The sequence below is a fragment of the Streptomyces sp. NPDC020192 genome, assembly GCF_044388685.1.
Classification (GTDB): domain Bacteria; phylum Actinomycetota; class Actinomycetes; order Streptomycetales; family Streptomycetaceae; genus Streptomyces.
The window spans coordinates 19,953-43,796 of record NZ_JBIRXG010000006.1 but is presented as its reverse complement, the minus strand read 5'-3'; the positions used below and the strand labels follow the sequence as shown (position 1 = coordinate 43,796).

Genomic DNA, 23,844 nt, shown 5'->3' with positions numbered 1-23,844 from the left:
TAATCTCCTTTCGCCACAACGGTCACCTGCTCCTGGGCGGGAGAGCATCCATGGGGGATCCGTGTGTGATGACCTGGGGTTCGAAGGACTCCTCGGTGAGGAGGATTTTTTCACGCGGCTGCTCGGGCGGTCACCGTCGGGCGGCGGCCGTGACGTGCTGTACGACGCCGATCTGCCCGTCGTGCTGCTCACCGGCGGCCCGGGTATGGGCAAGGGGCGGCTGCTGCGGAAGGTACGGGACCGGTTCGCCGCCAAGGTGCCGGTGGTCTACCTGGACTGCGGCTCGCCGGTGTACGCGGACCGGGCGGACCAGGAGCCGTACGCCCGGTCGGCCGCGAGCGAGGTCCTGGTCGAGGCCGCCCGGCGGCTCGCGACCTGGCGGGGGACGGGCGGCTCGTTCGCCTTCCCCCGGCTCTCCGCAGGCCTTGTGATGATCGCGACCGGTGCCACGCCCGACACGGTCGCGGCGGAGGTGGAACGGTACGAGAAGCTGCCCCAGAAGCAGGGCCTGTGGGGCCTCGGCACCGGAGACTTCTGGCGGGGCGCGCTGCGCGGGGTCATCCGGAACCTGCTGGCGAACCTGGCCGGGCAGGCCCTCGACCCGAACGCGCTCCTGGACGACCTCTTCGCGTGCCTCACCCCCAAGGGCAGGACGGAACTGGCGCGGATTTACGGCGCGTATCCGGGCGCGGCCGGTCAGCCTGAGCACGGGCTGCGCAACCTCGCCGCCGGCTTCCGGATCGGCGGCGAGGACCGGGAGGTGGCGGAAAGCTTCCTCTTCCGGGCGCTGCGCGAGGACCTGGAGGCGGAGTACACAGGGACGAAGGGGTGGCTGACGCGGGTCGGCCGCCCGGCTGTCCTGCTGGACCGCGCCGAAACACCGCTCGGGGAGCAGCTGTTGCGCGCCGTACTCACCGACCGCCGGGGCGGGCAGCGCGACCGGGTGGTGATCGTGGGCACCGCCCGCCGGGCGGACGGCGGCGCCTTCCTGTACGGAGGCCTGCCGCCGGAGGAGGTGTCGCCTCCGGCGGAGTTCCGGCCCGCCGTCGGCGTGCTGCCCGCATGGTCCCGACCTCCGGACCCGGGGCCGGACCTGGCACCGCTGGCCGACGGGGTGCTCCTGCTGCGCATGCCCCTGCTCACCAGCAAGCAGCTCCGCCAGGAGATCGAGCGCAGACAGCCGGCCGCGGAGCCGGAGGGCGGCACCAACCGCCGCCGTGTCGACGCCGCCGTGGCCCGGCTGAGCGGCGGACGGCCGCACACCGTGATCCGGCTGGCCGCGGCCGCAGCCGCCTTCCGGATGCCGGCGGACGCCAATGACCGGGACATCCTGGACGCCCCGCTGCGCGCAGCCGACAGCGACGAGCGGCCCGTGGCCGACGTACTGCTGCGGGAGCTGATCCTGGAGCAGCTGCCGGTGCGGCTGCCGGACGAGCACCACGACCAGTGGCTCGATCTGCTCACCCATCTCTCCGTGGCGCATGACGCGGAGTGCGCGGACGTCCTGCTCCGCCATCATCAGCTGGGCGTGCACCGCCTGACGGCGCATGAAGTCACGCAGCTGCTCACCGACACCGGGTGGCCCCACTGCGAGCGGCACTTCATCGGGGACTTCGGGCTGCGCCAGATGCTGGTGCACCGGCTGTACGGGCTGCGGCCCGGCGGCGCCGCCTGGTACGCCGACCATCATCTGCTGCGGGACCACTACACAGAGCGCGTGGCGGACGAGGCGGCGCCGGGCGGCGGGGCGTTCGGTTCGGTCATGGCCCACCGGATGAACCATCACCTGGTGTCCGGCGGGGTGGACGACGTGGTCCGCCATCTCGCCGCCACGCTGCCCGGCCGGCCGCGGGAGTGGTGCGCGGAGCTGCTGGAGATCGCCCAGGCGCCGTATCCGGGTGGTGCGGACACGCGCCGGGAGCGCTCCCGGGGCCGGGTGGAGGTGGACGGACCGGCGCTGCGCCGCACGGTCGACCAACTGCTGCACGCGGTGTGGCTGTGCGAGGAGCGGACCCGGCCGACCGGACGGGAGACCGCCGACACGCTGGCCACGCTGCTGAAGCTGCTCTCGATCATGGAGTTCGAGGGCGCCGGGCAGCTCGGCAGCACGGCCACCGACTGGCGCGGCCGGGCGGAGCACGAGCTGCCGTTGCTGCGCTGCGCCTGCACCGATCAGCTCGGGCGAAGGAGGTAGCGGGGATGCCCAGGTGGCAGAAGATGCTCTACGCGCTGCTCGTCACGGCCGTGGTCGTGGCCGGGGGCTGGTTCGGCTGGTCGTACCTGCAGCGGCCGGACACCTGCGCCGACGGGGTCGAGCGGATCGACGGCGAGTGCGTAGGCGTGAACGGCTCGGGCTACGACTTCGGCACCCCGGAGATCAGCGCCGTGGCCCGCGCCATCGCCCAGGAGAACAAGAAGATCCAGGGCCAGCCCCATGTGACGGTGGCGATGGTGCTGCCGCTGCGGTCGGACATAGCGGCACTGCGGCGGCAGATACGGAGCGACCTCCAGGGCGCGTATCTGGGGCAGCTCCAGGCCAACGAGGGCGAGGGGCAACCGCCGAAGATCCGGCTCGTGCTGGCCAACCCCGGGCAGGACTACCGGCACCAGTCGACGGTCGTGGACACCCTGCTGCGCATGGCCGGCTCGAACGAGGACCGGCTGCGCGCCGTCACCGGTTTCAACCTCAGCCTCGACGCCACGGAGGAGGCCGTCAAACGGCTGACGGCACACCGGATCCCGGTGCTCGCCTCCCGGATCACCGGAGACCGGATAGCGAACGCGGACGGGGCGGACGGGATGGCGAACCCGCAGTTCCCCGGCCTGGCCCGGATCATCCCCACCAACCACGACGCGGCCCAGGCGCTGGCCAGCTTCAACGGTGCGCAGGGCCGGGAGGACCGCAGGACGGTGCTGGTCTACGACACGCGTCCGGACGGCTACGTCCAGACGCTGGCGAAGGCGTTCAGCGGGATCGAGGAGACGGGTCCGCCCGGTCCCGCCGCGATGTCCTTCACCTCCCCGGCGATCGACGAGGCGGGGTCGACCGGCAACCAGTTCACCCAGATAGCCAACAACATCTGCGACAGTACGGCCGACACCGTCTACTTCGCGGGGCGCTCACTGCACTTGCGCCTCTTCGCGCTCAAGCTCGCCGAGGTGGGCTGCGTGAACCGGCACTACACCATCATCACCGGTGCCGACGCCGCCTCGCTGCGGCAGAGCATGTCGGAGAAGGACTGGCAGAACCTGCGCGGCGACGACGGCCGGGCGAAGGTGACGGTGCAGTACGCCGCACCCGCGCACCCGGACGCCTGGAGCACCGAACTGGCCGCCTGGAGCAAGCAGTTCAAGGCGGCCCACCACCGCGAGCCCGCCAAGGACGAACTCCCCCAGTATCTCGCCGAGCCCAAGGCGGCCCTGGACAACCTGAACCAACTGATCCGGACCACGAAGGGCACGGACCTCGGCTCCACCCCGGACCTGGAGGACTCCCGGACGATGCTCGTCTACGACGGCCTCGTCACCATCGGCACCGCTCTGCACCAGGTGCAGAGCGGAGACGCCCGGACGGTGCCCGGCCTGGAGGATGTCGGCAGGGAGTGGTCCCAACTCCAGTCCCGCCACCGTGTGCCGGGCACCAGCGGCCTGATCTGCCTCACCAGCGGCGGAAACCCCTACGACAAACCGGTCCCCGTGGTCGATCTGGACCCGGGCCGCCAGGGCCGCGGCACCCTGAAGTTCATAGGCCTCGGCTGGCCCACGGGCCACGAACAACCGAAGAACTGCGTGATCCCGAGTCGTACCCAGTGAGAGGCCGCTCAGCAGGGGAGGTCGAGGGTGACCGTGGTCCCCTGCTCGGTGTTCTCGGCGTGGGCGGTGCCGTCGTGGGCGGTGGCAACGGCGTGGACGAAGGCGAGGCCGAGGCCGGAGCCCTTGCCGGTGCGGCTCGCTTCGGCGCGGGCGAAGCGGTCGAAGGCGCGGGGCAGGAAGTCGGGCGGGAATCCGGGGCCGTCGTCCGTGACGCGTACCCGCAGCCTGCCCTCGTGGACCGCGGCCGTGAGGCGGACGGTCCCGTGTCCGTGGCGCAGGGCGTTGTCGACGAGGTTGCCGAGCGCGGGTACCAGCCAGCGGGCGTCGACGTCGGCGGTCGCCCCGTCCGCGTCGGTGCGCAGGGCGCGTCCGGTCCGTTCGGCGGTGCGCCGGTGCGGGGACACGGCGGTGGTGACCAGGTCCGTGAGCCGTACGGGCGCCCGGGTGATGTGGCCGGTGCTGCCGAGTTCCTCCAGGTCGAGCAGCGCGTTGGAGAGGTCGATCAGGCGTTGCACCTCGGCGTCCACGGAGCGCAGGGTCTCGGTGAGTTCCTCGGCGGAGCGGGGGCGGTGCAGGGCGACGTCGACCTCGGCCCGCAGCAGTGACAGCGGGGTGCGAAGCTCGTGGCTGGCGTCCGCGACGAACCGGCGCTCGCGTTCCGCCGCAGCCTCGAGACGTTCGAGCATGTGGTTGAGGGTGTGGCCGAGGCGGGTGATCTCGTCGTCCCGGTCGGCCGGCACGTCGAGACGCAGGTTCTGGGTGCCGTCGGCGAGGGTGGCGGCACCGACGCGGTAGCGCTCGACGGGGCGCAGGGCGGCGCGGGCGGTGCGGTAGCCGACGTACGAGGCGGCGATCAGGGTCAGTCCGGAGGCGATCGCCAGCTGGGCGAGGAGTTCGCGCAGCGCCTCGTCCCGGTGGCCGCGCCGTACGGCGGCGATCACGATCCTGCTCCGTCCGCCCGCCGCGACGCGCGTGGCCTGCAGGCGCAGGGTGCCCGGGGTGATCGGGAGCAGGGAGCCCACGTCCCGCCGGACGGTGGCCCCCCGTGTGACGGCGCGGAGTTCGGCGGGGGTGAGCAGCGGCCGGCGGGGCAGGGCGCCGCTGGAGCGCAGGACGCGGCCGTGCCCGTCCAGGACCTGCCGGAGGCTGCCGCTGGGGCCGGGAGGCAGCCGGGTCCCGGCGCGCACGGCCTGGTCGAGACTGTGCCGGTAGGTGGTCAGGTCGTCGTTCAGCTGCTGGTCGAGGGCGGTCTGGACCCGCCAGTACACCAGCCCCGCCGCGCCGGTCAGGACCAGCGACATGGTGAGGGCGACGGCCAGTACGAGCCGTGCGACCACGGGCAACCGCCGGAACCACACCCGTGGCCCACCTCGCGGAGTCAGCCGGCCGGCCGGGGTGGTCACGGGGCGGTCTCCAGCCGGTAGCCGCGGCCGCGCAGGGTCGTGATCGTCGTACGGCCGAAGGCACGGTCGACCTTGGCGCGCACCTTGGAGACGTGTACGTCGATGGCGTTGCTGCGCAGGTCGGTCTCGCCGTCCCAGACCTCCTCCAGCAGGTTGAGGCGGGTCACCACGCACCCGGCGTTCATCATCAGCACCCGCAGGACGTCGAACTCCCGGCGGGACAGGTCGAGTTCGGTGTCCGCGCGCCATGCCCGCTGCTGTTCGGCGTCGAGGACGAGGTCGCCGACCTTCAGGCGTCCGGAGTGTTCGGGGCGGCGCCGGGATATCGCGCGCAGCCGCGCCAGCAGCTCCTCCATGGCGAACGGCTTGACCACGTAGTCGTCGGCGCCGGCGTCCAGCCCGGCCACCCGCTCGCTGATCGCTCCGCGCGCGGTGAGCAGGATCACCGGGACGTCGATGCCCTCGCCGCGCAGCGTCCGGGCGACCTCGATCCCGCCCATGCCCGGCAGCATGACGTCGAGGACCACGGCGTCCACGCGCGGGTCGCGGGCGGCGGCGAGCCCGGAGGGGCCGTCGTAGTGGCCCTCGGCGGTGTGCCCGGACTCGGTCAGGTAGCGGACGACCAGGTCCGTGAGGCGTGTCTCGTCGTCGACGACCAGGCAGTGCATGCCGGTCAGGCTAGCCGCGAGGGGGCCACGGCAGGCCGCCAGGTGAGGCTTCATGGTCTGTTCATGTGACATCCCTACCGTCGTTCACGTCGCGGCGCCCCGCGGGCCGCGACCGGTCCGCCGTCCGACGTGCGCCGGGACGGAAGGGACAGACATGCACATGTTGGCGCTCGCCGCCAAGAGCATCACCGACCAGATCGCGCCCGCCGCCCTGCTGACGCGCGGCGGCATCGACGTCCTCGCGCTGCTGATCCTGGTCGGCTGGCTCTACCGCCGCCGCCCGAGCGTACCGGCGATGCCGCTGGTCCTGGCCACCCTGAACATCGGCCTGTTCGCGGCGATGACCACGATCAGCGCGGGCAAGTTCCCGACGGGCGTCGGCTTCGGCCTGTTCGGCATCCTCTCCCTGGTCCGGCTGCGCAGCGCCGCCTTCACCCTGCGCGACGTCGCCTACACCTTCGCGGCCCTCGTCATCGCCCTGTGCACGGGACTGCCGCACCGGCCGACCTGGCTGCTCGCCGTGGACGCCGTGGTGCTGCTGACGGTGCTGCTGGTGGACGACCCGAGGTCGTACGACCCCCCGACCCGCACGGTCCGGCTCACCCTCGACCGGATCTACCCGGAGCCCGCGCTCATCGCCCACGACGTGGCACTCCGCTTCGGCCAGGCGCCCCTGTCCGTGGTCGTGGACGAGGTCGACTACGTCCGCGAGACCACCCGGGTCTCGGCCCGCTACCCCGCCGAGCCGAGCGAGTCGACGCCTGCCCCGGACGCGGACCCGCGCGAGCAGGTGACCGCCGCATGAGCCTCGCCGCCGCCCTCGGCCTGCCCGCCCTGCGCGGCGCGACGCTGGCCGAGGTGGACGCGGCCGCGGCCCTCCAGCACCGCACCGACCGCAAGTACCTCGTCCCCCTCGACCGCGCCTGCGACCTCGTCGCCCGGCTCGCCGACAGCCACCGCGTCCTCGACCTGGCGGGCCGCCGTACGACGAGCTACCTCAGCACCTATTTCGACACCGAGCAGCTCGGCGCCTGGCGGGCCCACGTCCAGGGGCGGCGCCGGCGTTGGAAGGTCCGTACCCGGCTGTACGCGGAGGACGGGCTGTGCCGGGTCGAGGTGAAGACCAAGGACGGCCGCGGCGCCACGGTCAAGCACGCCCTCACGGTCCCGGCCACGGCGTACGGCGAACTCGGCCCGCGGGCAGCCGAGTTCGTGGACCAGGTGCTGCGCGCGTCCGGCATCCCCGTCACGGTGCACGAGCTGGCCCCCGCTGCCGAGGTCCGCTACGTCCGCGCCGCCCTCGCCGACCTGGACCACGGCACCCGCGTCACCCTCGACGGCCTCCTCACCTGCCACCACGACGACCGCACCGCCGCGCTCGACTCCGGCCACGTGCTCGTCGAGACCAAGGGCGGGGTCCGGCCGGCCCCCGCCGACCGGCTCCTGCTGACCCTGGGCGGCAGGCCCGTCTCCCTCAGCAAGTACGTCGTCGGCCGCTCCCTGCTCACCCCGGGCCTGCCCGACAACGACATACGCCGCCTCGCCCGCACCCACTTCAGCACAGAGGCGCACCCGGCTCCGCTCTACGAAAGGACCTCCGCCGCATGAACGTCCTGCGCGGCATCAAATGGCCGTACGCCGTCATCGCGCTGCTCGCCGTCGCGGCCGTCGGCATCGGCGCGCTGCGACCGCAGCTGGTCTCGGCCGCCGTCGGCCTCGTGAAGAAGCCCGGCGCGACGCAGAAGATCAAGCAGAACCCGCCGCCCACGCTCTTCACCGACGCCGAGACCGCCACGATCGGCAAGCAGGCGGCGGCCCAGCGCGCGGAGGCGGACGCCCTCTTCGCGCAGTGGAGGAAGGCGCACGGCACCACCCGCGACGACAAGGCGTTCGCCGCCTGGGCGGCCGCGCAGGTCCCGGCACCGCCGTCGGCCGCGCAGCGCACCGCCGAACTCCGTCAGGACCAGATGCTCGCCAGGACCCGCACGGCGGCGGGGAAGAAGGCCGCGACCTGGCTGGAGCTGCACGGCAAGAAGGACATCTGGCAGCTCTACCTCCACGACCAGTGCGAACTGGTCCCCGCCGCGCGGGGCACGGCGGAGAAGGCCGAGCTCAAGTCGGCCCTGACGCTGGCCAAGACGATCAGCGACCAGGTCGCCGCCAAGGACAGGCAGCCGGCCCCGTTCGTCCTGGACCCGAGTCTGCGCCCGGACAAGCACATCAAGCCCGGCGCCAAGGGCCCGTACTCCTACCCCTCGCGCCACGCGACCCGTTCGGCCGCCGCCGTCACCCTCCTCAGCGCCCTCGCCCCGCACCGCGCCGAGGACTACCGGTGGATGCAGGCCGAGGTCCTCTACTCCCGCCTCTACATGGCCGGCCACGTCACCAGCGACCTCACCGCCGGCACCCTCCTCGGCGACCTGATCGGCGACTACGAACTCGCCGTCGGCGGACACTGAGGCTCCCGTCTGTGCGTGCGCTCGGGTGACGCGCTCACCGTATGGGGCGGACCCGCACCGGGAACGTGAGCGCGTCCACGGGCGCCGACCGTAGCGTCGTGTCCCAGGCAGTGGTCGTGAAAGGGGCGTGGGTGATGGCCTGGCTCGGACGGGTGACGGTCGGGGCGGCCGCGGTGGCCGTGGGAGGCGGTGTGGCGGCCGGTTGCCTGGGCCTGGTGAGCGGTGCGCTCGCCCCGGACCTGGGCGTCGGCCGGCGTACCCGTCGGCTGGGACCGCGACGGGTCGACATCGCGGCGCCCCGGGAGGTCGTCTTCGACGTGATCGCGGGGCCGTATCTCGGCCGGGCCACCCGGGCGACACGGGAGAAGGTACGGGTGCTGGAGCGCGGCCGCGACATGGTGCTCGCCGCGCACTTCACCCCGCTGGCGGGCGGCCGGCTCACGGCGACGACCGTGGAGACGGTGCGCTTCACCCGCCCGGAGCGCGTCGACTTCCGGCTGGTACGAGGACCGGTGGCCGCCGTGGCCGAGTCCATCCTGCTGACCGGGGACGGCTCCGGCACCCGGCTGGTGTACGCGGGCGAGCTGGGCACCGACGGATGGGCACCGGGGGAGCGCTGGGGGCAGGCGGTGGCGCGCCGTTGGGAGGACACGGTCGCCGCCTCTCTGTCGGTGATCAAGAGGGAGGCCGAGCGGCGGGCACGGCACGCGTGAGCGAAGGCGGAGAAGAAGGCGCCGCCTTGCTCGGCCTCGGTCTCCTGCGGCCCCTCTCCGCCCGAACCGGCTTCCTGCTCTGGGGCCGCGTGCGGTGACGGGCCGACGTGACCCCAGGCAGCCGGCGTCACACCGGATGCACGACGCGCCGGTACAGCGCTACTTGTGCTTCCCGCCGCCGCCCTGGCCGCTCCCGCCCGCCTTGCCCGTGCCGCCGGAGTGGGTACCGGACCCGCCGTTGCCCGAGTCGCCGGCCTTGCCGTTGCCGGAGGCGCCGGTCCTGCCCGTCGCACCGTCGGCACCCGCGGCGCCCCTGCCGGACTTGCCCGGCGCGGCCGTCGCCCGGGCCAGGTGCTCGGAGCAGTACGCGGCGACCTCGTCCTTGCCGCCGGCGGCCGTGACGAGCTGCTGCCAGGCTTTCGCGTCGAGCGCCTTGCCGCGCCCCTGGACCTGCTCGTAGGCGCGGCAGTGGGCTTCGGTGTCCTGGGCGGTGGCCGGTCGGTCCGTCGGCCGGGGGCCGCCGGTGGACGTCGAGGAGGCCGTGCCGCCCGGCCGGCCGGGAGCGACGGCCGACGGGTGTGCGGAGCCCCGGCCGGTGCCGGCACCGTCGGCGTGGGAGCCGACGGAACCGATGGCCGCGACGGCGACACCCCCCAGGGTGAGGCTCGCGAACACCACGCCGAACGTCATCCGCACAGGACGCCGGGCCCGCCGTTCCCCGGGCAGCCGCCAGTCGTCCCGGCGCCGGGTACGGGCCCGGTGCGCGCCCGTGTCGCGGGCGGCCAGGAAGGCGGCCACGGCCCGCTGCTTGGCCCGGGGGTCGACGTCGCCCCCGCGGATGGCGGCGGCCAGCACCGTCTCCAGGGTGGCACCATCATGCCCGTACCGGGGGCCGGACAGAGCGCCGTCAGGCTCACGTCGACGGCCCGGGACTCCGCCGCCGCTCCGCCCTTCACTCATGTCCGCTTCCGTTCCTGTCCGATCTGCCCGACCTGTGCGGCAGATTCTGTTCGTTCGGCGTGGTGCGCCGCCCGGCCGCCCGCTGTCGTCGTTCATGCCGACTCCCCCAGCGTGCGAGCGGCCCCATCCGTCACACCCTGCTGCGCCTCGCCGCCGAAGCCCAGCTGGCGTGCGAGGCGTTTCAGGCCGCGGTGGGCCGCTGTGCGCACCGCTCCCGGGCGCTTGCCGAGGACGCGTGCGGCGGCGGGACCGTCCAGGCCGACCACGACCCGCAGGAGCACGGCCTCGGCCTGGTCCCGGGGCAGTTCGTGGACCAGTTCCAGGGCCCGCTCGGTGGAGAGGGACTCCAGGGCCTGGTCATGGGTGCTGTACGGACTGGGCAGGTCCAGTACGTCCTGCTCGGTCCCGCCTGCCCGGGGCCGTGCGCGCTGGCGACGCAGATGGTCCAGCGCACGGTGCCGGGCGATGGTCGCGGTCCAGCCGCGGAAGCCCGCGCCGTCACCCTTGAACCGCCCCAGGTCTCGGGCTATCTCCAGCCAGGCGTCGGAGGCCACGTCCTCCGCGTCGTCGCCGACGATGCCGCGCAGGTAGCCGAGCAGGCCCGGCTGGACGATCCGGTAGGCGACCGCGAAGGCGGCCTCGTCGCCGCCCTGGGCCCGCGCCACCGCCGCGCCCAGTTCCCCGTCGTATGCCGGTACGCGTCGGAGTTGCCCTGCCTGGCCCAAGATCGTCCTCGTTCACGCCGGTTCATAGCGAGTCCCTGCCGTCCGTCGCGCTCCGGTCGTGTCGACGGCCCATGATGACCAGCGTCCGTAGTCACGGAAATGTCACAAGGCACCGGGCGTCGCCACCCGGTGACGTTCCGCGCAGCCCGTGCGCTGGGTCAGTACGAGTCCGCTGCCGTCGGGCCGGGGGCGCTCGCCCGTCGACGCCGGCGCCGCGGCCCCCGGACCCCTCTGCGTGCCGTTCGTGTCTCCCCCCGTGAGCGGCGCGGAGAGGAAGGGGGCGGCCGGGCGCCCTGACCACTGACCTGGGCCCCGGCCGCCCCGTGCGCCCCATCGGGCGGCCGGGCGAGGGCGAGGGAGGCACCGGCGGCGGCTCGGCGGAGGCGACCCGGTCCCGTACCGCCGCGTGATGCCCGGGCGTCCCCGTGCGCTCCTTCTGGCATGAGTGCGTACCTCCGACTGCGCGCGGTGCCGCCCCCGGCCCTGCGCAACAGCGTGACGTGGCTGGAACGGGTCTTCGACGGCGACGCGGAGACCGTCCGGCGCTACCGGGACCAGGAGCGCATCTACGCCGGCGCTCCCCCGCATCCCCATCCCCATCCCCATCCCTATCCCCTTGCCCAGGACCGGCCCCCGGCCCAGGTGGTGCTCGGCGGCCGGCCGGTGTTCCGCGCCGACCGGCACAAGCCGCCGCTCCTGGTGCTGACGGCGGCCCAGGCCCGCCGGGTGGCCGGGTTCCTGGCGGAGGCCGACTTCGACGCGCTGTGGGACTTCGCCCGGGACGAGCTGTTGCCGCGCTACGGCGGCAAGGCCGCGGAGCCCGAGACGTGGGGCGCGTTCGCGGCGGCGCACCAGGAGCTGAGGGCGTTCTACGCGCGCACGGCCGAGCGTGGGGACGCGGTGGTGAAGTGGCTTCCCGAGGTGTGAGTTGTGCGTGAGGTGTAACAGTTCCGGCCCGCCGCGCTCTGTCCATGCGGACGGCCGCGTCGGCCGGCCAGGACAGGGGACACGACTCGTGCAGTGGACGGACGGAAGCGGCGGACCGTACGGAGGGGCCCCGTACGACGGGAATCCGTACGACGGGAATCCGTACGACGGGAATCCGTACGACGGGAATCCGTACGGCGGCGCCGGGTACGCGTATGCCTACGGCCATGACGGGTACGGCGGCGAGGTGTACGGGGGGCACACGGCCACGCTGACCTGGGCCCCGGAGCCCGACACACAGCCCATCCCCTTCGTGCCGGTACCGGAATCCGAGCCGGACCCGCGGACGACGCGGACGACGCAGACACCGCAGCCGCCGGAGAACGACCCGGCGCGCCCCGTCTTCGTGGACTCCTCGGGCCGACGCCAGCGCCGTGTGCTGCGCGCCGCCCGGCTGCTGGTGATCCCCGCCGGCGGCTATGTCGCCCTGCTGGTCAGCACCCTGCTGGGCGGCCCCGGCATCAGCGCCCCGTTCGTCCCGCAGTCCGCCGCCCCGCACCCGGCCGCGCCCAGCGCGAGCGCCCCCGACTCCCCGTCCGGCGGCCACTCGGCGGGGAGCACGAACTCCGCCGCGCCGCACAAGAACGCCGGCCCCACGGCACGGCAGACCTCCGGTCCGGCCGGCCGCCCGGCAGCCCCCGCCGCCACGTCCGGGACCCGGACCGTCTCCCCGACCGCCACCGCCACCGCCACCCCGGTCCCCGCGCACACCTCCCGGGGGCGCGCCCTCGGCTCGTCCCACAAGCCCGTGAAGTGACCCGAGGCCCTGACGTGACCGACCGCCGCCGCGCCGCACCTGCTCGCCGCCACGGCCGTACCCGCCAGATCACCCCCCGCACCCACTGGCTGCTGCTGAGCGTGCTCACGGTGACCCTGGCGACGGCCCTGCTGCTCCAGGGGTACACCCACCACATGTTCGGGATCAGCTCGGACGACGTGACCGGTTCCCGCGGAAGCGGCGAGGCGGTGCCCGGCCAGGTGGCCCACGGCGGCCCGGTGATCGCGAACGCCGCCGGCGCCGTGCACACCGCCCGGCCGAAGGCCCGCACCATCGCCCTCACCTTCGACGACGGCCCCGACCCCGTCTGGACGCCGCGCATCCTCGACGTGCTGCGCCGCGACCATGTGCAGGCGACCTTCTTCGTCGTCGGGACCGAGGTCGTGGCCCACCCGGAACTGGTCCGCCGGATCGTCGCCGAGGGCCACCAGATCGGCATCCACACCTTCACCCACCCCGACCTGTCCCGCCTCGCCCCCTGGCAGCGCTCCCTGGAGCTGCGCGAGACCCAGCTGGCGGTGGCCGGCGCGGCCGGGGTCACCAGCGCCCTGCTGAGACCGCCGTACTCCTCGCACAACGACGCGCTGAGCGACGCCGACTGGGCCGTGCTGAAGCAGGCGGACGCGGCGGGCTATGTCACGGTGCTCTCCACCCAGGACGCCGAGGACTGGCAGCGGCCCGGCACCGCCCGCATCGTCGCGAACGCGACCCCGCACGGGAACGCGGGACAGATCCTGCTGATGCACGACGGCGGCGGTGACCGCTCCCAGACCGTCGCCGCCCTGAACACCCTGATCCCCCGCCTCCAGGCGCGGGGCTTCCGGTTCACGACGGTCGGCGCCGCCGTCGGCATGGCCGGGCCCGTCCAGCCCGCCGGACTCGGCGACCACCTCCAGGGAATGGCCTTCGTCGACGTGTTGCGGGCCGGCGACTGGATCGTATGGCTGCTGGGCGTGCTGATGTACGCGGCCGGAGTGATCAGCGCGCTGCGCGCGGTGGTCGTGGTGGTCGCGGCCCGCCGGCACCGACGGCAGCGCAGGGGGCGCCGGGGCAGGTCCTGGGGGCCGCCGGTGACCGAACCGGTCAGCGTGATCGTGCCCGCGTACAACGAGAGCGCCGGCATCGAGGCGGCCGTACGCTCGCTGCTCGCCTCGGACCATCCGGTGGAGATCATCGTGGTGGACGACGGCTCCACCGACGGCACCGCCGACCTGGTGGAGTCGCTCGGGCTGCCGGGGGTGCGGGTGATCCGGCAGGAGAACGCGGGCAAGCCGGCCGCGCTCAACACCGGCCTCGCCGCGGCGAGTTGCGAACTGGTGGTCATGGTCGACGGGGACACGGTCTTCGAACCGGACGCCGTCCGCACGATCGTGCAGCCCTTCGCCGACCCCGGCGTCGGCGCCGTCTCGGGCAACGCCAAGGTCGTCAACCGCGGCGGCCTGCTGGGGCGTTGGCAGCACATCGAGTACGTGGTCGGCTTCAACCTCGACCGCCGTCTGTTCGACCTCGCCGAGTGCATGCCGACCGTGCCGGGCGCCGTCGGCGCGTTCCGCCGCCGGGCCCTGCTGGACCTCGGCGGCGTCAGCGACGTCACCCTCGCCGAGGACACCGACCTCACCATGGCGCTGTGCCGGGCCGGCTGGCGCGTGGTGTACGAGGAGGGCGCGGTGGCCTGGACCGAGGCGCCCGCGTCCCTCGGCGCGCTGTGGCGGCAGCGGTACCGCTGGTGCTACGGCACCCTGCAGGCGATGTGGAAGCACCGCGGCGCACTGGTGCAGCGCGGCGCCGCCGGGAAGCTGGGCCGCCGGGGCCTGGTCTACCTCCTCCTCTTCCAGGTGCTGCTGCCCCTGCTCGCCCCGGTCGTGGACATCTTCGCCCTGTACGGCCTGGTCTTCCTGGATCCGGTCCGGATCACCGGCCTGTGGCTCGCCTTCCTTCTCCTGCAACTCGGCATGGGCCTGTACGCCTTCCGCCTGGACGGCGAACGCCCCGGCCCGCTGTGGAGCCTGCCGCTGCAGCAGTTCGTCTACCGCCAGCTCATGTACCTGGTCGTGATCCAGTCCGTCTTCACCGCCGTCTCCGGCTCCCGCCTGCGCTGGCAGCGCATGGAGCGCTACGGCAGCCTGAAGGCCCCGGCGGGCGCGGAGCCCTCCGGGGAGGACGGAACTGCGGTCCCTGTGCGGTCGGGGCCGTACGAGGGACCACACGCGGCCGTCCCGCAGCCAGACCCGTACGCGGCCGTCCCGGACCCCGGGCCGTACGACGCCCACCCGGACCCATGGTCGTACGGGGGCCCTTCGCACCCCACCCCTTACGACACCCGCCAGCGGTACTGAAAGCAGAGTGATCCGAGCCCATGAGCGGAACCCGGCGCCGACCACCGCAGCGCACCCCCTCCGGCAGCCGTGCGGCGGGTGACCGCGGCAGGCGCCGTACCGGAGTGCGGAAACGGTTGGTCGACTATCCGAGGGCGGGCCGGACAGGTGTCCGCCGCTGGCTGCCGTCGTGGCGTCAGGTGCTGGCGTCGTTCCTGTTCTGTGTCGGCGGCCTGGCCGCGGCCGTCGGGTACGCCTACGCCACGATCAGCATCCCCGACCCCAACCCCTCGTCGCTGCTCCAGAACAACGTCTACTACTGGTCCGACGGCAGCGTGCTGGCGACCGACGGCAGCGTCAACCGGGAGAACGTCTCCCTGGCGCAGGTGCCCGCCGACGTGCAGGGGGACTTCATCGCCGCCGAGAACGCCTCCTTCTACTCCGACCCGGGCATCGACCCGCAGGGCATCGCGCGGGCGCTCGTGCACATGGCCGAGGGCGGTTCCGTCCAGTCCGGTTCGACGATCACCCAGCAGTTCGTCAAGAACACCTACCTCGACCAGTCGCAGACGCTCTCGCGCAAGGTCAAGGAGCTGCTGATCTCCGCCAAGATCGGCGCGAGCATGAGCAAGCAGCGGATCCTCCAGGGCTATCTGAACACCTGCTTCTTCGGCCGCCAGGCCAACGGCATCCAGGCCGCCGCCCGGGTGTACTACGGCCTCCCGGTCGAGAAGCTGAACGTGAGCCAGGGCGCCTTCCTCGCCGCCGCGGTCAACGAGCCGAGCCTCTTCCAGTACGCCGACGCCGACCCCAGGGCCCGCGCCCAGGCCGAGGCCCGCTGGTCCTGGGTGCTCGACCGGATGGTGAAGACCGGCAAGCTGACGGGGGCGGATCGCGCCCGGTACGCGGCGGCCGGCTTCCCGGTGCCGAGGAAGTGGACGCCGGGCTCGGGGTTCACCGGCCAGGCCGGCTATCTGGTCCAGCTGGCCCGCTCGTACGTCCAGCAGCACGACCCCGCCGTGACCGACAGCAGCCTGAGCCGGGGCGGTTACCAGATCCACACCACCTTCGACCGGAAGAGGACCGCGGAACTGGCCACGGCGGTCGCGAAGGTGCGTGCCGAGCGCCTCGACCCCGCCCATCGGGCGGCCGACCGGAACGTCCAGACCGGTGCCGCCTCGGTGGACCCGGCGACCGGCCGGATCGTCGCCGTCTACGGCGGCCCCGGCTACGAGCAGGCCCACTACGCGGACAACGCCGACACCTCCGGCGTCCCGGTGGGCTCGACCTTCAAACCGGTCGTCCTCGCCTCCGCGCTCCAGTACGGCGCCGTCCTGAAACCCGGTACCTCCCCGGCGTCGATCACCCCGGCCAGCAGGTTCAACGGTGACGACGGCATCCAGATCAAGGACCAGCAGGGCAGTTACGTCACCGACGACAAGGACCCCACCGGCCTGCTCCACCAGCACAACGACACCACCCACCGCTGGGGGTACATCCCGCTGCGCACCGCGATGGAACAGTCGGTCAACACGCCGTACGTCCAGCTGGGCGAGGACACCGGCTACCCGGACGTGGCCCGCACGGCGAAGGCCCTGGGCCTGCGCCCGGAGAGCCTCGCCGCGCCCAGCGCCGGCTTCTACATCGGCACCTCCACCCCGAGCGCCATCCGCATGGCGGGCGCCTACGCGACGTTCGCCGCCTCCGGTACGCGGATCACGCCGTACTCGGTGACCCAGGTGACCCACGACGACGCGGTACTGCCCGGCTTCACGGCTCCCGCCCCCGTACGGGCCCTGCCGTCGGCGGTCGCCGACAACGTGACCGACGTCCTGCGCGGCGTCATCACCCGGGGCACCGGCACCAGGGCCCAGGCGCTCGGTCGTAACGCGGCGGGCAAGACGGGCACCACCGACGACTACCGGTCGGCCTGGTTCATCGGCTACACCCGCCAACTCGCCACCTCGGTCGTCCTGTTCAAGGAGGACCCGGCCCACCCGCAGCTCCAGTCCCTGGCGGGTGTCGGCGGCCTGCAGAAGGTGTTCGGCGGCGACATCCCGACCGAGATCTGGACCCGGTACATGCGCGACGCCCTGACCGGCCTGCCCGACCTCCCGTTGCCCGCCCCGGCGCCCCTCGGCCCCGGCACGAACGAGCCCGGCGTCCCCTCCCCGTCCCCGTCGCACACCCCGGCCCCCGCCAAGCACACCGGCGGGCCGGGCAGGCGGACGACCACGGCGCCCACCCCCGGTCCGGGTGTCCCCGGGACCGGCACCAAGTGCCATGCGCACAAGTGCCGTTGACGCAGCACTTCGCCCCGCCGGAGAACCGACGGGGCGAAGTGAGCTGTTCGGTGCTCCGTGCTACTTGGTGAAGGCCGCGACCCCGTTCGGGGTACCCAGCCCTGTCGGACCGTCGTAACCCTTGCCCGCCTTGCACAGGTAGTCGCTGCAGGACCCGTTGGCGCCGTCGGTGACGTCGTTCAGCTTGTCCGGGTGGGCGTAGGGGTACGACGCCGGAACGTCACCCGTGCCCGGGGTGCCCGCGAGGGCGTAGACGCCGGCGATGAACGGCGCGGAGGCGCTGGTGCCGCCGTACACGTTCCAGCCGCTGGCCTGGTAGGTGTCGTAGACGGCGAGACCGGTGGCCGGGTCGGCGACGGCCGCGACGTCGGCGACGGCGCGCTTGGCGCAGCCGGTGTCCTTCTGCCAGGACGGCTTGGCGTCGTACTGCGAGCAGCCCGAGCCCGCTCCCTCACCGCCGGCGGACGTGCCCCAGACGGACTCGGACCAGCCGCGGGTGCTGTTGTCCTTCTTGAGCGAGGTGCCCCCGACGGCGGTCACGTACTGCGAGGAGGCCGGGTACTCGGTGCCGTAGCCGCTGTCACCGGAGCTGACGGTGATGGCGACGCCGGGGTGCTTGAAGTACTGGTCGTCCGCCTTGGTGTCGCCGGCGTCCTCGCCGCCGCCGTAGCTGTTGGAGACGTACGTGGCGCCCTGCTTGACGGCCTGGTTCACGGCCGCGCCGAGGTCGTCCATGTTCGCCGACTTGGCCTCGACGAGCAGGATGTGGCACTGCGGGCAGGCCGCGCTGACCATGTCGACGTCGAGGGAGATCTCACCGGCCCAACCCGAGTCGGGCGTAGGGTAGTTGGTGCCGCCGTCCTGGTCGATCTTCTTGAAGCAGCCGTTGCCGGTGCTGCACTCCGGCAGGCCGTACTGGGAGCGGTAGGCCGCCAGGTCCTTCTCGGCGTTGGGGTCGTCGTTCGCGTCGACGATCGCGACGGTGGCGCCCTTGCCGCCGTCCTTGGGAAGGTTGTACGCGGCCTGCAGGTCGGCCGGTCCGAAGCCCTTGGGGGTGTCGTGGCGGCCGAGCGACCGCTGCGTCTTCAGGTCGGTCCGTACGACCGCCTCGCACGCCATGTAGCCGGGCTTGCTCGGCTCCGAACAGAGCCGGTGCGTCTGCACCGTGGAGGCCGTGGAAGCGGTGGGTGTTGCGGTGTTTGTCGTCGCGAAGGCTGCCGACGGTATGGCGACGGCCAGACCGCCGGTGATCAGGGCCGCTGCGGACAGCAGGGCGGGCGCGCCGCGGCGTATCGGGTTCCTTCGGCGATGGGAATGCAATGAACTGCCCTCCGTGGGGGGATGGGTGGGCTCCACGTGGGCGGCCGGAAGCGATGTCGCATGTGAATGTCGCGTGCATGACAAGCGCTTGCCGTTGGGGGTGGCCGAGTGGAGCCGACTTCCGGGCATGCTGTTGGTTGCTGACTTCTGCCACCCCGGTCAGTGGTGGCTACGGATGAGATTATTGACGATTTGCCGAAGAGAACAGAGCCAGTTGGTAAAACATTGGCCTCAACTCCTCAGCGGCAACCGGTACCTTGTGCAGCCATGGAGCTGGATGATGGAACCGTCAACGACCTGATGTCGCTGGGCCTGGCCCGGTACGAGGCACGGGTCTACCTGGCCCTCGTCAGGCGTGGTTCTTACACGGCCGCCGAGGTGGCCCGGGAGGCCGACGTGCCGCGCCAGCGCGTGTACGACGTGCTGGACGCGCTCGTACGGCGGCAGCTGGCCACCACCCACCCCGGGCGCGTGGCCACGTACTCCGCCGTCACGCCGGAGTTGGCCCTCGCCCGGCTGATGGCCCTGCAACGGGAGTCCGTCGAGCGCCTGGACCGGGTCTCGCAGGACCTGGCAGGCCTCCTGCAACCCCTCTGGTCCCAGGGGCGGGACCACACCGACCCGCTGGACTACATCGAGATCCTGCGTGACCCGAGGGCGATCTCCGAGCGCTTCGCCGACATCCAGCGGCAGGCGCGGCACGAACTCCTCACCTTCTGCAAACCGCCGTTCGTCGCCCCCACCGAGAACACGGAGGGCATAGAGGTGGTCCGCCGCCTCCACCGGACGGGCGGCACCGTCCGGGCGATCTACCTGGACGACGCCCTGGCCGACCCCGAGACGGTCGAGCACGTGCGGCGTTTCTCCGCCGCCGGGGAGGAGGCCCGCCTGGCCCCCGAACTGCCGCTGAAGCTCGTCATCGCCGACGCCTCCCTCGTCCTGTGCGACATGCCCGACCCGGTGGCCGGCGCGGGCACCACCACCACGCTCTTCATCGAACACCCGGCCCTCGCGGCCTGCCTGCGGCTGGCCTTCCACACGGTGTGGAAGGAGGCCGAACCCGTACCGGGGTCCGGCCTCCTGGCGCCGTGAGCGGTCGGACCGATGCGGCGCTGCGGGCAGCTCAGCCGAGGGCGGGGTAGTCGGTGTAACCGCGGTGGTCGCCGCCGAAGTGGGTGGCGCGGTCAGGGGTGTTGAAGGGGCCGCCGGCGGCCAGGCGGGCGGGCAGGTCGGGGTTGGCGAGGAAGAGACCGCCGTAGGCGATCAGGTCGGCGGTGCCGTCCTCGATGAGGCCGAGCGCGTCGGGTCCGGTGGGCTCCATGCCGGTGAAGGGGTTGAGGACGAAGGTGCCCGGCCATGCCTTGCGCAGCCGCAGCACCAGGTCGCGCACCTCGGGCGCCTCCATCTGGTGCAGATAGGCCAGGCCGAGCGGGGCGAGGGCCTCGACGAGGGCGGTGTACGTGGCCTCCAGGTCCGCCCGGTCGCTCTCGTCGATGTCGTTGTAGGGGTTGCCGGGCGAGATGCGGAAGCCGACCTTGTCCGGGCCGATGGCCTCGGCCACGGCCTTGGCGGTCTCGACGGCGAAGCGGACGCGCCGCTCGGGGGTGCCGCCCCAGGCGTCGGTGCGCTGGTTGGAGTTGGGCGCGAGGAACTGGTGGATCAGATAGCCGTTGGCGCCGTGCAGCTCCACGCCGTCGAAGCCCGCTTCCACGGCGTTGCGCGCCGCGTCGGCGAACTCGGCGACGGTCCGCGCGATCCCGTCCTCGGTCAGCTCGTCCGGGGTGACGAAGTCCTGCGGCCCGTCGTGTGTGTAGACCTGCCCCGCGGCCCGGACCGCGGAGGGGCCGACCGGGGTGAGCCCCATCAGACCCGGGTGACCGACCCGGCCGGTGTGCATGAGCTGCAGGAAGATCGCGCCGCCTTCCGCGTGCACCGCGTCCGTGACCTTCCGCCAGGCCGCGACCTGCTCGGCGGAGTGGATGCCGGGCGTGTCGGGGTACCCCTGACCGACCACCGACGGCTGGGTGCCCTCGGTGACGATCAGCCCGGCGCCGGCGCGCTGCGCGTAGTACGTCGCCATCAGCTCCGTCGCGCTCTGCCCGGGGCCGTAGGCGCGGCTGCGGGTCATGGGGGCCATCACGATGCGGTTGGACAGCGGGATGCCGCCGAGGTCGTAGGGGGCGAAGGCCGTGGTCATGGGCGGGTTCCTTTCGAAGCGATTACCTGCTCGAACAAGTAAATCGGGGAACCCATTCCCGAGCGGGTGTGACGTACGTCACTGATGGCGGAGTAAACTGCATAACAGCGGCCCCAGTAGGGCTGCGTCGGCGAGCGGTTTAAAATCTCCCTGTTCAAACAACCTCAATCCGCCATCTCTCGAGACCGAGGAGTCGTGAACGACGTGTCGGACGTGTCGATGCCGCCCTCGGTCCGGGCCGGGGCCATGAACCACGCGATCTTCCGGGTGGCCCGCCTGCACCGGATGCTCGCCGGGCAGTTGCTGCGCCGGGTGGGGCTGCACCCCGGGCAGGAGCTCGTCATGATGCAGCTGTGGGACCGCGGCCCACAGCGTCAGACCGACCTCGTGCGCCTGCTCGGGTCGGACGCGGCCACCATGACCCGTACGGTCAAGCGGCTGGAGAACGCCGGCTTCGTCCGCCGACGGCCCAGCGAGACCGACAGGCGCGCCTCCATCATCGAACCCACCACCGCCAGCCTCGCGCTGCGCAAGGAGGTCGAACGGGTGTGGGCGGAGCTCGAGGACAGCGTCGTCGCCGGTCTGGAGGCGGACGAACTGGACACGGTGATCCGCGTCCTGGACCGCATCGAGGACAGACTCGGCCGCGCGGTCGAACGCCACGCCCCCCTGTCCTAGACGCGCACCCGCCGGGGGCGTAACGCGGAAGCACCCTCACCGCGTGTAAGAGGTGACGTCCGACCATGAAAGGACACACACGGTGAGGGAAGCACCCGCGGACTACCTGGAGTTCGCAGCCGCCCGCAGCGGACCTCTGTTCCGGACGGCCTGCCTGCTCACCGGCGACTGGCACCTCGCCGAGGACCTGGTCCAGGAAACCCTCGCCAAGATGTACCGCTCCTGGCGGCGGATCAGCCGTGCGGGCTCCCCGGTGGCCTATGCCGACACCGTGCTGGTGCGCACCTACATCTCCCAGCGCCGTCGCCGCAGTTCCACCGAGCGTCCCAGCGACCGGCTGCCCGAGGCGGCAGGGCCGGCGCCGGACGCGGAGTTGCGGATGGCGCTGCTGGACGGCCTGGCCCGGCTGACGGCCAAGGACCGGGCAGTGCTGGTGCTCCGCTACTGGGAGGACCGCTCGGTGGACGAGACCTCCCAGGTCCTCAAGCTGTCGCCGGGGGCCGTCCGCGCCCGGAGCATGCGGGCTCTGCACCGGCTGCGCGACCTCCTCGGCGCCGACCTGGCCGACCTGGCCGCATGACGGCATGACGGCATGACGGCCATGCCCTGACACACCCCGCGGCGCCGCAACGCCGCAGGACGTTCCCGTACGTCCCGGCACGCCCAGGAACGCTCCAGCACGCCCAAGTACGCCTCAGCACGTCCCAGAACGCTTCAGCACGCCCAGAAGAACGGAGACCCGCCATGTCCCTCGACGAGGACTTCGAGACCCGGGTGACCCGCGCCATGAGCCGCGCCACCGGGGGGTTCCCGCCCCACTCCGCCGACCTGGTACGGCGATCCGTCGCCCAGGGCCGCCGGATGCGGCTGTTCGCCGCCACCCGTATCGCCGTCACGGCCGTCGCGGTGGTCACCGCGGGCGGCACCCTGATGGCCACGGGCACCTTCGGCAGCCACGGTGCCGGCGACCCGGGTCGGTTGCGGACCGGTGCCCCGGTGCGCTCCGCCGAGCAGCCGCCTTCCCGGGCGGCCTCGTCGGTCAGCGGTGCGGAGATGGTCCGTACGCTCAAGAGCCTGCTGCCGGCCGGCGGCACCGTCTCGGCGGCCTCGGGCAGGGCGTCCCAGGCCGGCCCGCCGGTCGTCTGGCCGGCAGCCAAGCTCACGTACTCCACCGCGCGGGCGTCCTCCGGCCTCGACATCACCCTCGCACGCCTGGACCCCGGCATCCCCGCCGACCAGCAGGGCGAGGGCGGTTGCCTGCCGGTGGAGGTGCGTCCCTACGACACGTGCACCACCGAGAAACTCCCCGGGGGCGGGGTGCTCAACACCACCAGGTCCTTCACCTACCCCAGCAGTGAAACCGGGCAGAAGCGCTGGTACGTGGTGCTCACCACCGCTGACGGAGTTCAGCTGACGGTGCAGGAGTTCGGCGGTGGCGGCGAGAAGGCGACGACCGGTGGAGCCGATCCGGCGCTGTCCATCGACCAGCTGACCTCGATCGTGCGCAGCCCGGCGTGGAACAAGGCGATCACCGCACTGCCGACCCGGGAGGGAGCCCCCTCCGCCACCCCGTCCACGCCCCAGAAGCGCGTGACCGGAGCTCGTATGACCCAGGTCCTGACATCCCGCCTGCCCCGGGGCGGGACCGTCTCCGACCTGAACGCCGGTGACGGGCTGGTTCAGCTGGTCTACGACGACGGCCGCGGGAAGAACATGGTCGAGGCCGACGCGCAGTACCACATGACCGACCTCCTGGCCGGGCACATGGACTGCACCGGTGTCTCCGGCCACTGCGAGGCCACCACACTGACCGACGGCACCCGCGTCAAGAAGGTCCAGGGACCCTCGGAGAAGGGCGGCGCGGCCCAGGTGTGGCTGGTCGACACCGTGCACCCGGACGGCCGCCGGGTGGTGGTCCGCGAGGTCAACTCCTACGCCGAGAGCGGTCCGGTGACCCGTCCCCAACCGGCGCTGAGCATGGACCAGTTGCTGAGCATCGCACTCGACAAGCGCTTCGCTCCGGACAGCTGACGCACCACAGGGTCAGGAGACAACCTCCACTCGTAGCCGCTGAGTCGGTGGTTCTTGTCCGCCTCGGCGGGTGCTACGTCCACCACGACGTCCCGGGTGCCGCGGCTGCCCTCCTGGACGACGGTGAGCTGGGGCGGGCTCGGATGGGCGTAAGCCTGGACGTCCCGGTCGACGGCGATGACGCCGGAGGGCGCGCCCTCGCCGAACTGGCCGTTCCTGTCGCCGGCCACGGGGTCACTGCTGCGGTAGAGGCGGTACCCGGAGACGTACGCCTCGCTGCTCCCGGCCGGGATGGTGAAGGACACCGCGGTGCCGCTGTCGTGCGGTTCGCAGGTGCTGGACGTCAACCTCACCGGCAGATCATCTGCATGAGCTCGGTGCACCAGCTCATCCCGTGGGCCGGTCACGTCAACTACGCCGCCTCCAAGGGCGGCGTGCAGATGATGATGGCGACACTCGCCCAGGAGCTCGCGCCCCACAGGAGCGGGCGGGAC

At 72.7% G+C, this 23,844-nt stretch carries 21 protein-coding genes and 1 pseudogene; 15 read left to right on the top strand and 7 right to left on the bottom strand.

The annotated features are described in order from the left end of the window. The first annotated feature begins 61 nt into the window (after nt 1-61). Both ACH47Z_RS13865 and ACH47Z_RS13860 read left to right on the top strand, forming a co-directional pair. A complete protein-coding gene (locus tag ACH47Z_RS13865; protein WP_399073456.1) occupies nt 62-2,194 on the top strand; it encodes a hypothetical protein in 2,133 nt (710 codons plus the stop codon). Between the two features lie 5 nt (nt 2,195-2,199). Continuing rightward, complete coding sequence (locus ACH47Z_RS13860; RefSeq protein ID WP_399073455.1) at nt 2,200-3,813, top strand: amino acid ABC transporter substrate-binding protein; 1,614 nt, start codon at nt 2,200-2,202, stop codon at nt 3,811-3,813. Nucleotides 3,814-3,821: 8 nt separating this feature from the next. On the opposite strand, the gene ACH47Z_RS13855 is transcribed toward ACH47Z_RS13860, so the two are convergent. Next, nucleotides 3,822-5,216: an ATP-binding protein gene (locus tag ACH47Z_RS13855; protein WP_399073454.1), complete on the bottom strand. Its 1,395-nt coding sequence runs from the start codon at nt 5,214-5,216 to the stop codon at nt 3,822-3,824. Continuing rightward, nucleotides 5,213-5,938 (bottom strand): response regulator transcription factor, encoded by a 726-nt coding sequence (locus ACH47Z_RS13850; RefSeq protein ID WP_399073453.1) that lies wholly within the window; start codon nt 5,936-5,938, stop codon nt 5,213-5,215. The genes ACH47Z_RS13855 and ACH47Z_RS13850 overlap by 4 nt, the downstream gene beginning before the upstream one ends. A gap of 100 nt (nt 5,939-6,038) precedes the next feature. Between ACH47Z_RS13850 and ACH47Z_RS13845 the strand changes: the two genes are divergently transcribed. The 4 genes from ACH47Z_RS13845 to ACH47Z_RS13830 all read left to right on the top strand — a co-directional run bounded on the left by ACH47Z_RS13845 (nt 6,039) and on the right by ACH47Z_RS13830 (nt 9,056). After that, nucleotides 6,039-6,689, top strand: a complete 651-nt coding sequence (locus tag ACH47Z_RS13845; RefSeq protein WP_399073452.1) for a DUF4956 domain-containing protein — start codon at nt 6,039-6,041, stop codon at nt 6,687-6,689. Then, entirely contained in the window at nt 6,686-7,492 is an 807-nt protein-coding gene (locus tag ACH47Z_RS13840) for a polyphosphate polymerase domain-containing protein (RefSeq protein ID WP_399073451.1), read from the top strand. The genes ACH47Z_RS13845 and ACH47Z_RS13840 overlap by 4 nt, the downstream gene beginning before the upstream one ends. Further along, nucleotides 7,489-8,343: a phosphatase PAP2 family protein gene (locus tag ACH47Z_RS13835; RefSeq protein ID WP_399073450.1), complete on the top strand. Its 855-nt coding sequence runs from the start codon at nt 7,489-7,491 to the stop codon at nt 8,341-8,343. Before ACH47Z_RS13840 ends, ACH47Z_RS13835 begins: the two co-directional genes overlap by 4 nt. A 98-nt stretch (nt 8,344-8,441) precedes the next feature. Then, nucleotides 8,442-9,056 carry an SRPBCC family protein gene (locus ACH47Z_RS13830; protein WP_399073449.1) on the top strand — a complete coding sequence of 205 codons (615 nt, stop codon included), beginning with the start codon at nt 8,442-8,444 and terminating at the stop codon, nt 9,054-9,056. Between the two features lie 159 nt (nt 9,057-9,215). On the opposite strand, the gene ACH47Z_RS13825 is transcribed toward ACH47Z_RS13830, so the two are convergent. Together ACH47Z_RS13825 and ACH47Z_RS13820 are read right to left on the bottom strand one after the other, a co-directional pair. Beyond that, nucleotides 9,216-10,016, bottom strand: a complete 801-nt coding sequence (locus ACH47Z_RS13825; protein ID WP_399073448.1) for a hypothetical protein — start codon at nt 10,014-10,016, stop codon at nt 9,216-9,218. 92 nt (nt 10,017-10,108) lie between these two features. Next, nucleotides 10,109-10,741, bottom strand: coding sequence for an RNA polymerase sigma factor (locus ACH47Z_RS13820; RefSeq protein WP_399073447.1), 633 nt, complete (start codon nt 10,739-10,741; stop codon nt 10,109-10,111). A gap of 441 nt (nt 10,742-11,182) precedes the next feature. On the opposite strand from ACH47Z_RS13820, the gene ACH47Z_RS13815 reads away from it, so the two are divergent. From ACH47Z_RS13815 to ACH47Z_RS13800, 4 genes are all read left to right on the top strand, one after another. Beyond that, a complete protein-coding gene (locus tag ACH47Z_RS13815) occupies nt 11,183-11,668 on the top strand; it encodes a DUF1877 family protein (RefSeq protein ID WP_399073446.1) in 486 nt (161 codons plus the stop codon). An 88-nt stretch (nt 11,669-11,756) separates the two neighbouring features. Continuing rightward, nucleotides 11,757-12,485, top strand: a complete 729-nt coding sequence (locus ACH47Z_RS13810) for a hypothetical protein (RefSeq protein WP_399073445.1) — start codon at nt 11,757-11,759, stop codon at nt 12,483-12,485. 14 nt (nt 12,486-12,499) lie between these two features. Continuing rightward, entirely contained in the window at nt 12,500-14,842 is a 2,343-nt protein-coding gene (locus ACH47Z_RS13805) for a bifunctional polysaccharide deacetylase/glycosyltransferase family 2 protein (RefSeq protein WP_399073444.1), read from the top strand. A gap of 20 nt (nt 14,843-14,862) precedes the next feature. Next, nucleotides 14,863-17,124, top strand: a complete 2,262-nt coding sequence (locus tag ACH47Z_RS13800; protein ID WP_399073442.1) for a transglycosylase domain-containing protein — start codon at nt 14,863-14,865, stop codon at nt 17,122-17,124. A 60-nt stretch (nt 17,125-17,184) separates the two neighbouring features. Here the strand turns inward: ACH47Z_RS13800 and ACH47Z_RS13795 are convergent, their stop codons facing one another. Next, the gene (locus ACH47Z_RS13795; RefSeq protein WP_399073440.1) at nt 17,185-18,444 is read right to left on the bottom strand and encodes a S8 family serine peptidase; all 1,260 of its coding nucleotides are present in this window, start codon (nt 18,442-18,444) and stop codon (nt 17,185-17,187) included. 267 nt (nt 18,445-18,711) lie between these two features. Here ACH47Z_RS13795 and ACH47Z_RS13790 point away from each other — a divergent pair, with 267 nt between their 5' ends. Further along, nucleotides 18,712-19,536 carry a TrmB family transcriptional regulator gene (locus ACH47Z_RS13790; protein ID WP_399073439.1) on the top strand — a complete coding sequence of 275 codons (825 nt, stop codon included), beginning with the start codon at nt 18,712-18,714 and terminating at the stop codon, nt 19,534-19,536. A gap of 31 nt (nt 19,537-19,567) precedes the next feature. Here ACH47Z_RS13790 and ACH47Z_RS13785 read toward each other — a convergent pair whose 3' ends face one another. After that, nucleotides 19,568-20,641: an alkene reductase gene (locus tag ACH47Z_RS13785; RefSeq protein ID WP_399073438.1), complete on the bottom strand. Its 1,074-nt coding sequence runs from the start codon at nt 20,639-20,641 to the stop codon at nt 19,568-19,570. Nucleotides 20,642-20,860: 219 nt separating this feature from the next. Between ACH47Z_RS13785 and ACH47Z_RS13780 the strand changes: the two genes are divergently transcribed. From ACH47Z_RS13780 to ACH47Z_RS13770, 3 genes are all read left to right on the top strand, one after another. Then, a complete protein-coding gene (locus tag ACH47Z_RS13780) occupies nt 20,861-21,319 on the top strand; it encodes a MarR family winged helix-turn-helix transcriptional regulator (RefSeq protein ID WP_399073719.1) in 459 nt (152 codons plus the stop codon). 82 nt (nt 21,320-21,401) lie between these two features. Further along, on the top strand, nt 21,402-21,899 hold the full coding sequence (locus ACH47Z_RS13775) for a SigE family RNA polymerase sigma factor (RefSeq protein ID WP_399073436.1): 498 nt from the start codon (nt 21,402-21,404) through the stop codon (nt 21,897-21,899). Nucleotides 21,900-22,063: 164 nt separating this feature from the next. Continuing rightward, nucleotides 22,064-23,350 carry a hypothetical protein gene (locus tag ACH47Z_RS13770; protein WP_399073435.1) on the top strand — a complete coding sequence of 429 codons (1,287 nt, stop codon included), beginning with the start codon at nt 22,064-22,066 and terminating at the stop codon, nt 23,348-23,350. On the opposite strand, the gene ACH47Z_RS13765 is transcribed toward ACH47Z_RS13770, so the two are convergent. Then, on the bottom strand, nt 23,251-23,703 hold the full coding sequence (locus ACH47Z_RS13765) for a hypothetical protein (protein WP_399073746.1): 453 nt from the start codon (nt 23,701-23,703) through the stop codon (nt 23,251-23,253). The genes ACH47Z_RS13770 and ACH47Z_RS13765 overlap by 100 nt on opposite strands. 3 nt (nt 23,704-23,706) lie before the next feature. On the opposite strand from ACH47Z_RS13765, the pseudogene ACH47Z_RS13760 reads away from it, so the two are divergent. Further along, a pseudogene (locus ACH47Z_RS13760) lies at nt 23,707-23,832 on the top strand (SDR family NAD(P)-dependent oxidoreductase); the annotation flags it as partial. Nucleotides 23,833-23,844: the final 12 nt, after the last annotated feature.